The organism is Arenibacter antarcticus, from assembly GCF_041320605.1.
Taxonomy (GTDB): Bacteria; Bacteroidota; Bacteroidia; order Flavobacteriales; family Flavobacteriaceae; genus Arenibacter; species Arenibacter antarcticus.
This window is the reverse complement of sequence record NZ_CP166679.1, coordinates 3,279,663-3,295,182: the sequence shown is the minus strand read 5'-3', so window position 1 is coordinate 3,295,182 and position 15,520 is coordinate 3,279,663. Positions and strand designations below refer to the sequence as shown.

The following is a 15,520-nucleotide window of genomic DNA, read 5'->3' as shown; positions in this document are numbered from 1 at the left end:
CCCAAATTAGGGAGTCCTATCTATTTGGCTTCATACCAACCGTGCTGTTGCCTTACCTTGATCATTACCGCAAGGATATCGTTCCAGGTTTTAGGCTTCATCATCACCTCATTCGGGAACATACAGCCATCCCAACAAATATGTTTGAATTTCTTGGTGAGATCGCCATTGTCATCACGCAACCAAAATCCGGCATCGGCTACTATATCCAATTTTCCATTGGGATCAGAAGCCAAGCAATGCCGTCCTGTTTTATCGTGGGAACCTGCACCAAAGACTGTCCCATCATTTTGAGCCACATGAAAATCAATGGTCCATGGCCTTAAGGCAGCGGTTAACGTCTTTAATCCATCTGTGAGGGCTTCCCTATCTTCCCATTTAAAATCTACTGGTAAAATTCGTTCGTCAGATTTATTATATCCCAATAGGTACAATAAGGTATGGGCCATATCGGCCTGAAATCCAATATTAGGCCTATCTACAGCTTCCAGCGTATTGATCATGGTTTTCCATCCCTGCATTCCTCCCCAACAAATCTCACCTTCTGCCGCCAAAGATTCCCCGTAATCTGCCGCAATATCACAGGCTTCCCTAAAGGTTTGTGCTATCAGCTTGGTATTGCCTACGGGATCCGCAGACCAACTAGCAGGATCTACTGAAGAATCGATTCGGATTACACCATGAGGTCTAATCCCGGTATCACGAAGCTTTTTTCCGATAATACATGCCTTTTTTACTTGGGTCACAAACTGATTCCGTTCTGCTTTAGAACCCATTGCCGATCCCCCGCCTGTTCCTGTCCATACAGGAGCAACAAGACTTCCTATTTCTAAGTTCTTTGCCCTAGCCTTATCGGCCATTCTTTTAATCCCGTCATCCGTAGAATCGATGTCCATATGTGGATCGGAAAGGAAAAGATCAAATCCATCAAACTTCACTCCATCTACCTCTGCATTTGCTGTGAGGTCAATAATAGTGTCTAATGAGATTGGTGGCTCCGAATCGGGTCCTTTTCCCACCACGCCTGGCCACGAAGCGTTGTGAAGTTTAGGGAAATTGTTTTCTTGCATATGTATTGATTTTTATGGAATGACGACAGCAGATTACCAGAATGGTAAATAATGCTGACAACTTAATTTACAATGACTTAAATCCAATTTAATGAATAAATTCACAAACTGGGAACTTTCATAGAATCAACATTAAATATATCGATAAATTTTGACCGTAACATTCGGTATCTACAAATCTAGAGTACATTGTTACTACATATTCCCTTTATTTTACTAAATATTGACACTTTTTTGCCTTAATTTAGGCTTTATTAAAAAAAATGAGGGAAATTTATGAGTATGCCAAGTATTGAAAAGACATTAACCAATAAACAAACTTTTATTTTTAAAGATTTGGTGGGGCCCTATTTTAACCCCAACTGGCATTTTCATCCGGAATTCCAGATTTCGTTTATCGCCGAGGGTAAGGGCACACGCTTTGTAGGCGACCATGTACAGTCTTTTGAAAGGGGCGATCTGGTAATTACAGGGCCTAATCTTCCCCATTTATGGCGTAGTGACGATGTATATTTTGAAAAAAACCGCCCACTTACAACCCGGGGGTTAGTCATCTATTTTGACCATGAACTATTAAGTGAGTCCCTTTTGGAAAAAGAGGAATTTTACAACATTAATAAGTTGGTAGAAAATTCGGTCAGGGGAATGGAATTTTTTGGGGATACCAAAAATAAGATCAACCAACTAATGCCTAAATTAGCCGATGAAAAAGGGTTTAGCAGAATCATGAAATTATTGGAAATAATTGACCTACTTGCCAATTCCGAGGAATACACTCTACTAGCGAGTCCGGGTTACGTAAATACCTTTAAAGGTGACGATGCCGAAAAAATGCAAATAGTATACGACTATGTAATGAGCAACTTTAAGACCAAAATTTCCTTGGAGGAAATGGCCAGCTTGTTAAACATGACTACCACCTCCTTTTGCAGGTATTTTAAACCTCGCGCCAATAAAACCTTTACTCGGTTTGTCAATGAAATACGTATTGGCCATGCAAGAAAACTGCTGTTGGAAGATAATTTTAATATCTCTCAAATTAGTTACGAATGTGGGTTTAATGCCCTGTCTAATTTCAATAGGCAATTTAAATCCATTGTCAATATGAGTCCTCATGAATTTAGAAAGTTGTTTTTAAACATTAAGACCAGTATCTCATAAAATTGCAGTACTACCTATTGAGATGCTCTAATTGATTAAAAAATGATAGGACGTATATATTAAATCAACATTCTATACCCAGTATTGGGACAACAACATTTCATTTTTACTACCAAAACTATTCGGCGAATGTTTCTTACTAAATAAGTTTTAAATACCTGAAATTTCAATAAACTGGAGCATAAAAGACAAAATAGTACTGTTCTTTAACAAGAAAAAGGAAGCATGCGACTGCTTTAAAGTTTAGATTTGTTCGGATTAAATCTTGGCACCTAATTTAAAATACATCGTTTTTAGGTATTTTGGGTCGCGGAATCGGTATAAAAGTGCCCCTTCCCAATAAGTTATGGGGACAGCCATCATAAAAAATTATGATTATTGCAAAAAAGTGATTAATCTTATAACTTCAAAAAATAATTAACCAAACATTAAAAATAAACTATTAGCTCGATGGAAAACACAACATCTACCTTATCCCCTAATGCGAACAGACTCTTTTATGGTAGTTGCTTCGCTTTAATCACTACCGCTTTTTCTTTTAGCATAAGGGCGGGTATTCTACCGCAACTAGGTGCAGAACTCAGTTTAAGCGGAGAGCAACTGGGCTTTATCAATTCTATGTGGTTTTTAGGTTTCCCGATCTCTATGGTTATAGGGGGCTTAATCTACCATAAAGTAGGAGGAAAAGCCATTATGCAATTTGCCTTTTTTGCACATATGATCGGTATTATAATGACTGTTTATTCTGGCAGCTATACCGGCCTACTAATATCAACCTTACTTATTGGTTTAGGTAATGGTTGTACTGAAGCAGCTTGTAATCCAATGATCGCTGATGCCTACCAAGGGGTTAGGATGAGTAAGATGATGAACCGATTTCATATGTGGTTCCCAGGTGGAATTGCTATAGGTAGTGTTATCTCTACCTTTATGACGGATGGTTTCAATATTTCAGGCGGTTTACTTGGTGGAGGTATGCAATGGGAGAGTCAGATTTGGATTATCCTTATTCCTACCTTAATCTATGGTTATATTTTCCTTGGTCAAAAATGGCCAGAAGCCAAAGTGCACGAAGCGGCTACCATTGGTGGGAACCTAAAGGCAATGGCATCTCCGTTATTTATTTTTATGATTATATGTATGGCATTGACCGCAATTTCTGAATTTGGTCCCCAACAGTGGTCAAGTCTTATTTTAGAAAAAAGTGGTGCTAACCCCATGCTTATATTAGCGTTGGTAACTGGTTTAATGGCGGTTGCCCGATATTTTGGTGGAAGTGTTGTTAAGAAATTTGACCAGACCGGAGTTTTATTGGGGTCAGCAATTATCGCGACCATAGGGATATTCCTATTTAGTACCCAAACAGGGGCTATGGCTTATGTAGCAGCTATATTCTTCGCTTTGGGAGTTGCCTATTTTTGGCCAAATATGATTGGCTTTATTGCAGATAAGATTCCGAAAAGCGGCGCCTTGGGAATGTCTATTATTGGTGCGGTAGGTATGTTCTCCACATCAATTTTCCAACCTATTATAGGGGGGTGGATCGATTCTGACAAAGCTGTAGCTGCTGCAGCAGGATTAACTGGGGATGAGCTAGAGTTGGTCGCCGGACAAGCTACTTTAAGAACCATGGTCACGTTTCCTGCTATTTTAATTATCCTCTTTATCATCTTGTGGTTCTGGATGAAAAAACGCAATCAAACCTCAGCAGCGGAAGCCACTATTGGACAACCCGCTACAGAGCTGTAAACCTTAAAAATCTGTGCCAATTAGGTCCATAGCCTTTTATCTTTCTTGTATTAAGAAGGACGGAAGGCTATGCAGAACCTTTAAAACAATAGTATTTATGAAAATTGGAATGAATATGTTGCTTTGGACCAACCATGTCACAGCGCAACATTACCCTATAGTTGAAAAAATTAAGTTGGCCGGATATGATGGCATAGAGTTGTTTTTAGGCGAAGGGGATGTAAGTCATTACACAAAGCTTGGCACCTATTTTAAGTCGCTAAACCTAGGAGTAACGGCCGTTGCAAGTTTAGCACCAGAGGAAAATATTGCTAGTCCAGATGCCAAAACTAGGGAAGCCGGATTAGATAAGCTTAAATGGTCTATAGATGTTGGTGCAGCATCAAATGTAGAAGTCATCTGCGGTCCTTTTCATTCTAGCTTTGCCTATTTTACCCGCCAGCCCCCTACTCTATTGGAGAGGGAAAGGAGTGTTGAAATGCTGCAAAAAGCTGCTGAATATGCGGCTACGGCAGGGATTATTCTTGCTCCAGAGGCCTTAAATAGGTTTGAATGCTATTTATACAATACTATGGCCGATCTAAAAACATTGGTCGAACAAGTAAATCATCCTAATTTGGGTGCCATGTACGATAGCCATCACTCCCATATAGAAGAAAAAAGTCAGGCAAACGCCATAAATACCATTGCGCCCTTTCTTAAGCACGTTCATATTAGTGAAAATGATCGTGGAACACCTGGTAGTGGTCAAGTACACTGGAAGGAAGTTTTTAGCAGCTTAAAGGAAATAGATTATGATGGTTGGCTAACCATTGAGGCCTTTAGTACCGAGATTCCCGAATTTGCGAATGCCATTAATGTATGGAGGGATTTTTCCCCTTCGGAGGAAATATATACCAAAGGCTTAGACTTTATTAAACAAGGGATGCAAAAGTAAACTGAGGAATTAAGCGAATTATTTGTGTATGATCCCTGTACCATCGGACCCTACATTATTGAAACAACACGCTTTAAAGCAATACATTATGAAAAATTACTTTTACCTATTAATCTGTATTTTCATCGTTTCCTGTTACGGCAAAAAAACTGCTCAACAAGAAACTAAAACTACTAATGATGAGCCTATACAGTGGTTAACTTTTAATGAAAAGGACAAGAACGCCAAACACATTGTATTCATCTCAGGGGATGAGGAATACCGATCCGAGGAGGCATTGACTCAATTAGCGAAAATTTTAACAACCCACCATGGTTTTAAGGCTACCGTTCTGTATGCCCAAAATCCAGAAAAACCAGGTATAATCAATGCCAATTATGGTAAAAACATCCCAGGTCTAGAGGCTTTGGCTACAGCAGATATGATGGTTATGTTTACAAGGTTTCGCGCTCTTCCAGACCATCAAATGAAGCATATAGATGCCTATTTAAAATCGGGCAAGCCGGTCATGGGAATCAGAACCGCTACCCATGCCTTTAATTTTAAAGCCGATTCCACTTCCAGCTATAAACATTACGGTAATTACTACAATGGCGAAAAAACGGAATGGAAGGATGGATTTGGACGATTTATACTAGGGGAGAACTGGATTAATCACCATGGGCATCACAAACATCAGAGCACTAGGGGCATCATTGCAGAAGGAGCCAGATCACACCCAATCACCAATGGATTGGAGGATGGAGACGTATGGGGGCCTTCCGATGTATACGGTGTACGACTACCACTTCCTGGCGATTCACAGCCAATAATTTTGGGACAAGTTGTAAATAGATCCGGGGAATTTGATGAAAAGGATATTTTCTATGGAATGAAGCCAACCGACAATGATGTGGCAAAGACCAACGATAAAGGAGTTGATCTAAACAACCCTATGATGCCAATAGCCTGGACCAAGAGCTACAAGCTAGTAGACGGCAAAACGGGAAAGGTAGTGACATCTACCATCGGAGCGGCCAATGACCTATTGATGGAAGGCACACGAAGACTCTTGGTAAACGGGGTATACTGGGCAATGGAACTTCCGGTACCCGCCAAAGCTGATGTTTCCTTAGTGGGGGATTATAATCCTACCACCTTCCAGTTTAGAAAAGATGAATATTGGGAACAAAAGCAACTGAAGGTCATAGATCTTAAATAAAGAAAAATTGTACTTTACACCTATCCATATCTAACCTTTTAATCATATAAACACTATGATCCTTTCCTGCCTTGTGAAAACTATTTCCCTTCGCAGGAAAGCTTTTGTAGCGCGATCCAGATAGTAGGTTTCACAAAATTGTAATCCACTACTCTAATATTCTTTCTTCATTATTTTATTTTGTTCGGAATAGAAACAAAACCAATTCTTTTACCCTCCCTAAAATTCCAGACTCCTATTAAAGGAATACCTTTCTATTACTCCAGTTGGTCAGGACTTTAAGGATCTCATATTATGCGCTACATTCCTAAAATAAATCTAGCTAGCAAAATATGAACGGTAATTAGTGAAACAGAAATCACCATTACCTCTATGGCATTGTTAACCCAAGGTATCTATGTTTTGTTTGAAAATAATTACCCTAGTTAAAAGAATATGTCGCCGTTATAAATAACACAGTTCCTATTAAATATTGACATTTAAAATGCATTTTTAGTCCACTTTACTTCTGCAGAATAACTACCAATCACCTTAGCTACAATCAATTACATAGTATCAAATTGAATTTTAGAAACATCCTGATCAAAATTAGCTACCAAACACTATTGTAATAAAATTATTCAGGGACAATAATTTATAAGATACCATTTCCTCTAAACGGTTTAAAAAAGTCATTTTCAATCGTTTAAAATCCAATTTATTCGACGAATGGAAAGAATTCCGTATTTTCGCAGCTGTTTCACAACTTTATTGTTTATGTCAGAATCTTCTTATTTAACAAGTAAACTACAAAATTTACTTCAAATTAATCCTACTATTTTTAGTTGGATTATGGAAGAACCAATAGATGGTTTATGGTTTTTTGAAAAAAACACTAATGATAGTTTTTGGGTGAGTCAATCTTTTTGGAAGAGTTTACAATTTGACTTATCTGAATCTGATTTTAACATTTCAGTTTTAAAAGAAAAACTTGGAGCTAAAACTATTGAAGATCTTCAAATTTTCATTAAATCCTTAGGTAAAGATAATTTAGAAAATTCCTCCGTACAGCTTTTTGTTAAGGATGCTTTGGGCAACCAACAGAATTTAAACGTAGAGGCATACCCAATACAAGACAAGCAACATACTCTGTTTTATTTGTTGCGGTTTATTACATCTAAAAATGGATTTGAACAAGAACGAATTGACCTTAACGCACATATAGATATTTATGAGCAAACAAATGAAATTGCACATATTGGCGGCTGGGAAGTTGATTTACTAAAACAAAAAGTATACTGGACCAAGACTACAAAAGACATCCATGAAGTAGATAGCGATTACGAACCTGGATTTGAAAAGTCCATTCACTTTTTTAAAGAAGGCTGGAGTAGAGAACTTATAATCAACTCATTTAATGATTGTATTACCAATGGCACCTCCTACGATGTTGAAAGTAAAGTAATCACGGCAAAGGGCAAGGAAATTTGGGTCCGAGCATTTGGAAAACCAGAATTTAAATTTGGAAAATGTATCCGAGTTTACGGTGCCTTTCAGGATATAGACGACGAAAAGAAACGAGAAGTTGAATACAAAGAAACTAGGGACCGGTTTGAAAAAATATTTGCAAACTCCCCTATTGGGATTCTTTTGGTTAATAAGGACAATAAAGTAATTGATATTAACCTAGCCAGTATACAGATTTTTGGCTTTGAAAACCTTTCCAAAGAGGAAGTATTACAGCTCACCTTTAGAGATGTCATTCACCCCGACGATCTTGCTACTGCCATTGATTTTCGAAATAGATTAATAGCTGGAGAAATAAACAGTTACAAATTAGAGGTAAAATGCCTACACTCCACTGGAAAGATAATTTGTTGTAAAATAAACACCTCCATAGTTCCAGGGTTAGGCAATCATGAAGATCTTGTGATCACTCAAATTGAAGAAATTTCGGAGCAAAAAGAGTTACAGCGTGTGGCCAAGGAAAACGCTGATAAATTTAAAAAGGCCTTTGACAACTCTCCTAACGGAATGGGCGTTATAGGTCTTGACCGCAATTGGGTGTTGTTCAACAACAAGTTAGCACAAATGATTGGCTATTCTAAAAAGGAGTTTCGCGAACTTAGATTTAAGGACATTACCTACCCAAAGGATTATAAAAATGATAACCATTTAATTGAAAAGCTTCTTAAGGGGAAAATTGAAAACTATACTATTGAAAAAAGATATATTCATAAAAAAGGACATTTAGTCCACTGTCATTTTCATGTTGGGGGTATTTATGATGAAGGAGGAAATGTAACTTCCCTTATCGGTGAGGTCGTAGACATGACAGAGTCTATATTGAGCCAGCAGGCATTGCAACGTAGTTTAAACGAATTAAAGGCCTTGCTAGACGCTACCACCCAAATATCTATTGTAGAGACAGACCTTAACCTCTCTATTAGAAAATTTAACAAAGGGGCAGAAAACCTATTGGGATACTCTTCCGATGAAGTGGTAGAAAAAACCACTGCGGCCATTTTTCATGTAGAGGAAGAGATTACCGACTACGTTAAAGAACTTTCTGAAAAATATGGACATCCTGTAGCCCGGGAGGCTGCCTTTACTTATGAGGTGGAACACGGCAAAATAGAACCTAAAGAATGGTCCTATATCAGAAAAGACGGCAGTATATTTCCCGTTCAGCTTGTAGTTACCCCTATACGGGATAGCGACGGAAATACAACCGGATATTTAGGAGTTGGAGCCGATATTTCTGAGCTAAAGGCAATGGAAGAATCACTAATCACGGCCAAGGAAAAGGCCGAAATGGCTAGTAAATCCAAGTCGGATTTTCTAGCGAATATGAGTCATGAGATTAGAACACCATTGAATGGCATCATTGGTTTCACGGATCTTTTAATGAAAACAACACTTTCGGACAGTCAACAAAATTATATGAAGACCGTTCATATCTCTGCTATATCCTTATTAAATTTAATTAACGACGTTTTAGATTTCTCTAAAATTGAGGCAGAAAAATTAGAGTTAAATATAGAAAAAGCCGATTTGGTGCAACTTTGTGGTGAGGCCATCGACCTCATTAAACACCAAGCTCATGACAAAGAATTAGAGGTATTACTAAACATTTCCCCACAAATAAAGCGTTTCCTTTACGCCGATACCGTACGTCTAAAGCAAATTATCATAAACCTCTTAGGGAATGCTGTGAAATTTACACTTCAAGGAGAAGTAGAATTGAAAGTAGAGGCTAAATCAATAGGAACAGAAGAGGGTGAAATGTTGTATAAGTTTTCTATACGAGATACCGGAATTGGTATTGCCCCAGAAAATATGGACAAAATATTTCATGCCTTTGATCAAGAAGATGCATCTACCACCAGGAAATTTGGTGGGTCTGGACTTGGCTTAACTATTAGCAACCGCATATTGGAACTTATGGGGAGTAAGCTTCAAGTAAAAAGCACCCCAGATGTGGGCAGTGTATTTTATTTTGAAGTAACTTTTAAAACAGAACTGGAACAAAAAAGAGATCAGGCACTTACCCGCAACGTAAAAAATGTATTGGTGGTAGATGATAATTCTAACAACCGTACTATACTGAAAGACATGCTAGCCGTAGACCAAATCAATACCACCCTACTGTCTAATGGAATTGAAACCATAAATACTTTACAAAAAGGTGAAACATTTGATTTGGCTATTATCGATTACCACATGCCGTATCTAAATGGGCTAGACCTCATTAAACACATTAGAACCGTACTTAAAATTTCCGAAGACAAACTTCCTATTATCCTTTTGCACAGTTCTGGGGACGACAATAAGGTGCGGCAAAAATGCGCTGAATATCAGGTACAATTTAATGTGGTAAAACCCATACAAATGAATGCTCTTTTTAAACTTATTGAGCAAGTACAAAATCCGGATATTCAGAACTCTATAGACTCATTAAATACAGAGGATTTAAATATCTCCGACTACAAATTTAGGATTATGGTTGCGGAAGATAATATGATAAATAAACATTTAACGCGAACAATTCTTAAAAAATTGCTCCCCAAAGTAGTGCTGATAGAGGTGGATAATGGTGAAGAGGCTGTAGAAGCTTATAAAAATAATAAAATCGATTTAATATTAATGGATATACAGATGCCACTATTAAGCGGTTTTGATGCTTCTAAAGAGATAAGAAAACTAGAAAATAATGAAACTCGCATTCCTATTATCGCATTAACCGCAAGAACGGTGGCAGGAGAACGCCAAAAGTGTCTTGATAATGGCATGGATGAATACGTGACAAAGCCTGTAGTGATGGATACAATTAAAAAAGTCATTATCGACTTTTTAATCGTATCCAATTAACTTTAGTTATATATGCTAAGGCACAACTCAGAAAATATAAACTAACACCCTAAAATACCAAGTGCATAATAATAAAATCATAATAATAGAACGTGAAGACCAGGAGCGTGCCAATCTAAAAAAGATGCTCAACAACAGTTCGTTTGAGGTCATCGAATTAAGCGACAGCATGGCTGCCATACAGTGGGTCATGGAGCACGGCAATCCAAAACTTCTCATTTTAGAAGAAGCAACGACTCCGCTAAACGGATGGCAAACCATGGATTATATGCGGAGCGAGCTTAAAAAGGAACATCCAACACTAATTGTATTAGATTCTGACACAGAAATAACAACCAAGAAGCTACAGGGCTTTTTAAGGAAACCATATACGGAGAAAACCCTTGTCGATGTAGAGGAATTTTTAAATAAGATTGAAATTACGAGTGAAATCGAGGAAATGCCAAAACCTTATTCGCTTACGTATTTGGATGAATTGTCAGATGGTAGTATGGAATTTATAATGGAATCTCTTGCTCTTTTTAACACTACTATTTCCAAAAAACTAATACAACTCCAAGAAGCCTTGGACCAACAACAATTGGCAGAAATTCGTTCAATTGCACATAACATAAAACCTTCTTTTCAAATGATTTTAAATCATGTTGGAAAGGAACTTTGTCAAACTATGGAGCATTCCACCAGCCATGAAGAATTAGCCGTATTAATTAAAGAATTGAATCAAGAATATAATCTAATAAAAAATCAAATTGAATTAGATTTCCCAACAGCATACGATTAAGATGAAAAAAAAGATATTAGTAATAGAGGACAACCCTATGGTTGTTAAATCTCTTGAGTTTAAGCTTTTAAAAGAAGGCTACGATGTTTCTATTGCTATAGACGGAAGAAGTGCAATGGAACAATTAGAGGCAAATAAATTTGACTTAATCCTAACCGATTTAATGTTGCCTTTTGTTTCTGGAAGTCAACTAATAGAACACATAAAGAAAAATCACCCTAATATCCCCATCATTGTGCTGTCTACAGCAACCCAAGAAGATATAATCACCGAAGCATTTACGATGGGCGTCGATGATTTTATAACAAAACCTTTTAGTCCAAATGAATTGGCTTTGCGCGTTAAACGAAGTATAGGCTCCTTTAAAAATCAATTCACCCATAAATAAAATGTACCCCTAGGGTCCTCCAGTTTCCTTTTCATGAATCTACCCGCTTACATATTTGAATTGCCTACCATTCTTGAAATAAACCTGGTGATGACTTTGATATTCTTTACTCTCGCACTTTTATTAATCAGCCTTATACTATATCTGCGGGTCCATAAGAATATTCAAAATCGAAGAAAAGAAAAATTAGATATCTTATTAATCGATTTTATCAACAACTATTTGTTCAATGAAGATTTTAATAAGTCTACCGAAATCGAAGTCTTTAAAACAAAGCATCTTAAAACTCCCCTTGACAACCAAATAGCCACACATCAAATTCTAGTTTTTGCTGAAAATTTAAAAGGTGAATCTTCGGCTGTTATAAAGGAAATATTTCATGGTTTTGGATTATATCAAATTCTAATCTCGGATTTAAAGAAAAAGGCTTGGTATAAACAAGCCAAGGCGCTATACGTTTCGTATCAATTAGACCTAGAAATCCCCATCCCCTTAGTTGATTCATTGATCAATGCCAAAAATAATGACCTTAGACAGCAAGCGTTTTTATACTTTCTTCATAGGTCTACCGACAAACCTTTAGAATTTTTAGACAAAGTAAAAACACCCCTAACCCTGTGGCAACAGATTCATATAGAAAATGGCCTTAAGAGTTTTGAAGGAGAAACCCCAGATTTCTCTAGATGGCTATATCATGAAATAACTACTGTGGTGATGTTTTGCATGAAAATGGTAGCAGAATACAACCAGTATCAGCACATCCCAATTTTATTGCAATTTTTAAACCACGAAAACCACGAAATTCGTCAGCAGGCCATTATTTCTTTACGAAAAATGGAAGTTCCCAAAATGATGTCAATTTTAATTGAGAATTTCCCAGAAGAAAGCATTCAAATAAAACAAGAAATCTTAATAACAATAGGTGAAATTGGTACTGAAGAACACCTTAAATCTGTTGCTCCCTTTATCCAACAAGAGGAGTCGATCCTTAAAGTGGAATACCTGAAAATGGTGCGTTATTTTAACCCGAATACCTTTAAGAAACACAAAGGTGACTTCGAGAATATTATACATGATAAGTATGTTTAGATTTACTGGAAACAACTGGGCTCTATATTTATAAATTAATTTGTTTAATAACAACATTTAAATCGTAGGTACACTTGGATTTTAACTTTTTTGAATTTATAGACATTGCAAGTTTGCTGTTTTTGGCCTATGGTTTAATTATCATTACAGGTTATATTTTTTTGGCGCTATTTTCTTTATTTGAACTTCGCGATTATAAGCGCAAGCACAATTTTAAAGATGAAGTTGCCTTGTTACAATCTTCTCATCTACCCAAAATATCAGTTCTAGCCCCCGCTTATAATGAAGAAGCAAATGTCATTGAAAATGTAAGATCCTTACTCACACTCGATTACCCTTCTTTTGAAATCGTAATTATTAATGACGGGAGTTCCGATAATACGCTGCAAAGTTTAATAAGCACATTTGATCTTTACCTAGATGAAGTCCTGTATTTTTCTCATATCAACACAAAGAACGTTAGAGGTATATATTCTTCCAAACATCAGGCATATAAGAATCTAAAAGTTGTAGATAAGGAAAATGGTGGGAAGGCGGATGCTTTAAATACGGGGGTTAATTGCTGTAGCCACGATATTATCTGCTGTATAGATGTCGATTGTATTTTGGAGAGGGATGCACTCTTAAAACTGGTAAAACCATTCTTAAACAACGATAAAAAAGTAATTGCCTCTGGAGGTATTATCCGTGTTGCCAATTCCTGTATAATAGAAGACGGTAGGATTATAAAGGTTCGTTTACCCGACACCTTTCTTGCCCGTGCACAGATTCTAGAATATTTCAGAGCATTTTTAATGGGCAGAATGGCATGGTCCCGTGTAGATGGTTTGCTGCTCATTTCAGGAGCATTTGGAATGTTCGACAAGAATACCGTCATTGAATCGGGTGGATATAATCCAAATACGGTAGGTGAGGATATGGAGCTGCTAGTCCGTATGCGACGCTTAATGCGGGATAAAAACATACCATACACCGTAAGTTTTGTCCCCGATCCATTGTGTTGGACTGAAGTGCCCCAAAGTTGGAAGGTTTTATACAGGCAAAGAAACCGTTGGACACGGGGAACCATAGAAACTTTAAGCTTGCACAAAAAGCTGCTTTTTAACCCAAAATACGGGGTATTAGGCATGCTCAGTACTCCCTACTGGATGTTTTTTGAATGGTTTGCACCAATTATCGAATTTATTGGAATCATATTTTTATTTTTTATGTTCATTTTCGGTCAGTTAAATGGGCAAGTCTTCCTTATATTTTTCGGAGTAGTGTATACCTTTTCTATTTTATTTTCCACAACGGCCTTATTTTTTGAAGAATATTCTTTTCAACAATATAAAAAGCCCAAATACATGATTCGCTTACTTCGCACTGCTCTGCTAGAGCCTATTTTGTATCACCCTTTTGTAATGTGGGCTGCGGTGAAGGGAAATATCGATTTAATACTAGGGAAAACATCTTGGGGACAGATGACACGTACTGGCTTGTCTAACCCATCAAAAACGAAAACGAAAAACTAATAACGCTTTTTTTATTATTGAATATGTCAAAACATACATTTAAACCGCTTTTTCTATTTCTTCTGATCTTGCACTTCATACCCCTTTCTGCTCAAACAGAATTGTCTACAGATGAATTATACACCCATGCCAGAACGGCCGCCTTTGAGGAAGACAATTACGAAAAAGCTATCGTCTTGCTTAAAAAAGCATTGGTAAAAAGTCCCAATTATTTAGAGGTAAGCGTCTTTTTAGGCCGATTATATACTTATACCGACAGCCTACCAAAAGCCAGAATAGTTTTTGAGGAAGTTTTACAAAAAGAAACAGGTCACGAAGAAGCATCACTGGCATACGCCAACCTTGAATATTGGAATTCAGATTCCGAGAAAAGCTTATCCATTGTCAACTTGGGCTTGGACCAACATCCAAACTCCGAAAAACTAGGACTGTTAAAGGCGAAAATTTTAAAGGATTTAAAACGCTTTGAAGAATCTCGAACGGTTATAGACCAGTTGCTGAAAAATAATCATGAATTCAGCGAAGCTAGAAGTCTCTTGGGTAGCGTTAATAGTTCAGCTGCGAAAAACAGCATTGGACTAAGCTACGACTTCATATACTTTGATAAACGATTTGACGACCCATGGCATATAGCAAGTATAGACTATAGTAGACAAACCAAATTAGGTTCTGTAATTGCCCGTTTTAATTATGCCAATAGATTTACAACCAATGGAGCACAATTTGAAATAGATGCATACCCAAGGATTTCAAAGCTTTTTTACGCCTATGTAAGTGGTGGAATTTCAGAAAACAAAGGCATCTTCCCCCGATACCGAGCTGGCTTTTCCTTATATGCAAACCTTCCAGCATCCTTTGAAGCAGACGCCGGATTTCGTTTTCTAGCCTTTTCTGGTAATACTTGGATCTATACCGTTGGTGTAGGTAAATATTATAAAAGTTATTGGTTTAATTTACGAACCTACCTTACCCCTTCCACCAATTCTATCTCCCATTCCTACTCCTTAACGACAAGATATTATTTTGGAGGCGCAGACGACTACCTCAGTTTTAAAATTGGAACCGGTATATCCCCAGACGATAATGTAAACACCGTAGCCTTTGACCCTGAAAACATTTATAAACTGAAATCTATAAATATGGCGATAGGCTATAGAAAATTACTCTGGGACACCAATGTATTTAGTATTAAGGCCTCTTTAGAAAATCAGGAATACGCACCAGAAACCAAGGGAAACCAACTTTCCCTAAGTATTGGATATAGTAAACGATTTTAAATT

Annotated in this window: 11 protein-coding genes; 10 read left to right on the top strand and 1 reads right to left on the bottom strand. The window is 37.2% G+C overall.

From position 1 onward, the window contains the following. Positions 1-20: 20 nt before the first annotated feature. Entirely contained in the window at positions 21-1,070 is a 1,050-nt protein-coding gene (locus tag KCTC52924_RS13655; protein WP_251806622.1) for a sugar phosphate isomerase/epimerase, read from the bottom strand. Between the two features lie 276 nt (positions 1,071-1,346). On the opposite strand from KCTC52924_RS13655, the gene KCTC52924_RS13650 reads away from it, so the two are divergent. From KCTC52924_RS13650 to KCTC52924_RS13605, 10 genes are all read left to right on the top strand, one after another. After that, a complete protein-coding gene (locus tag KCTC52924_RS13650; protein WP_370671472.1) occupies positions 1,347-2,231 on the top strand; it encodes an AraC family transcriptional regulator in 885 nt (294 codons plus the stop codon). 450 nt (positions 2,232-2,681) lie between these two features. After that, a complete protein-coding gene (locus KCTC52924_RS13645; RefSeq protein WP_251806620.1) occupies positions 2,682-3,980 on the top strand; it encodes a sugar MFS transporter in 1,299 nt (432 codons plus the stop codon). A gap of 97 nt (positions 3,981-4,077) precedes the next feature. Beyond that, complete coding sequence (locus tag KCTC52924_RS13640) at positions 4,078-4,917, top strand: sugar phosphate isomerase/epimerase (protein ID WP_251806619.1); 840 nt, start codon at positions 4,078-4,080, stop codon at positions 4,915-4,917. Between the two features lie 88 nt (positions 4,918-5,005). Next, positions 5,006-6,118 carry a ThuA domain-containing protein gene (locus tag KCTC52924_RS13635; protein WP_251806618.1) on the top strand — a complete coding sequence of 371 codons (1,113 nt, stop codon included), beginning with the start codon at positions 5,006-5,008 and terminating at the stop codon, positions 6,116-6,118. A gap of 831 nt (positions 6,119-6,949) precedes the next feature. Next, positions 6,950-10,468, top strand: coding sequence for a PAS domain S-box protein (locus KCTC52924_RS13630; RefSeq protein WP_251806617.1), 3,519 nt, complete (start codon positions 6,950-6,952; stop codon positions 10,466-10,468). A gap of 61 nt (positions 10,469-10,529) precedes the next feature. Continuing rightward, entirely contained in the window at positions 10,530-11,249 is a 720-nt protein-coding gene (locus KCTC52924_RS13625) for an Hpt domain-containing protein (protein WP_251806616.1), read from the top strand. Between the two features lies 1 nt (position 11,250). Beyond that, the gene (locus KCTC52924_RS13620) at positions 11,251-11,637 is read left to right on the top strand and encodes a response regulator transcription factor (protein WP_251806615.1); all 387 of its coding nucleotides are present in this window, start codon (positions 11,251-11,253) and stop codon (positions 11,635-11,637) included. Between the two features lie 87 nt (positions 11,638-11,724). Then, positions 11,725-12,726 (top strand): HEAT repeat domain-containing protein, encoded by a 1,002-nt coding sequence (locus KCTC52924_RS13615; protein ID WP_251806614.1) that lies wholly within the window; start codon positions 11,725-11,727, stop codon positions 12,724-12,726. A gap of 74 nt (positions 12,727-12,800) precedes the next feature. Continuing rightward, on the top strand, positions 12,801-14,240 hold the full coding sequence (locus KCTC52924_RS13610) for a glycosyltransferase (protein WP_251806613.1): 1,440 nt from the start codon (positions 12,801-12,803) through the stop codon (positions 14,238-14,240). A 23-nt stretch (positions 14,241-14,263) separates the two neighbouring features. Then, the gene (locus tag KCTC52924_RS13605) at positions 14,264-15,517 is read left to right on the top strand and encodes a YaiO family outer membrane beta-barrel protein (protein ID WP_251806612.1); all 1,254 of its coding nucleotides are present in this window, start codon (positions 14,264-14,266) and stop codon (positions 15,515-15,517) included. The last annotated feature ends 3 nt before the right edge of the window (positions 15,518-15,520 follow it).

Coding starts and splice junctions, on each gene's coding strand:
- KCTC52924_RS13655 (WP_251806622.1), bottom strand. CDS start 1,070: ATGCAAGAAAACAATTTCCCTAAACTTCACAACGCTTCGTGGCCAGGC.
- KCTC52924_RS13650 (WP_370671472.1), top strand. CDS start 1,347: ATGAGTATGCCAAGTATTGAAAAGACATTAACCAATAAACAAACTTTT.
- KCTC52924_RS13645 (WP_251806620.1), top strand. CDS start 2,682: ATGGAAAACACAACATCTACCTTATCCCCTAATGCGAACAGACTCTTT.
- KCTC52924_RS13640 (WP_251806619.1), top strand. CDS start 4,078: ATGAAAATTGGAATGAATATGTTGCTTTGGACCAACCATGTCACAGCG.
- KCTC52924_RS13635 (WP_251806618.1), top strand. CDS start 5,006: ATGAAAAATTACTTTTACCTATTAATCTGTATTTTCATCGTTTCCTGT.
- KCTC52924_RS13630 (WP_251806617.1), top strand. CDS start 6,950: ATGGAAGAACCAATAGATGGTTTATGGTTTTTTGAAAAAAACACTAAT.
- KCTC52924_RS13620 (WP_251806615.1), top strand. CDS start 11,251: ATGAAAAAAAAGATATTAGTAATAGAGGACAACCCTATGGTTGTTAAA.
- KCTC52924_RS13605 (WP_251806612.1), top strand. CDS start 14,264: ATGTCAAAACATACATTTAAACCGCTTTTTCTATTTCTTCTGATCTTG.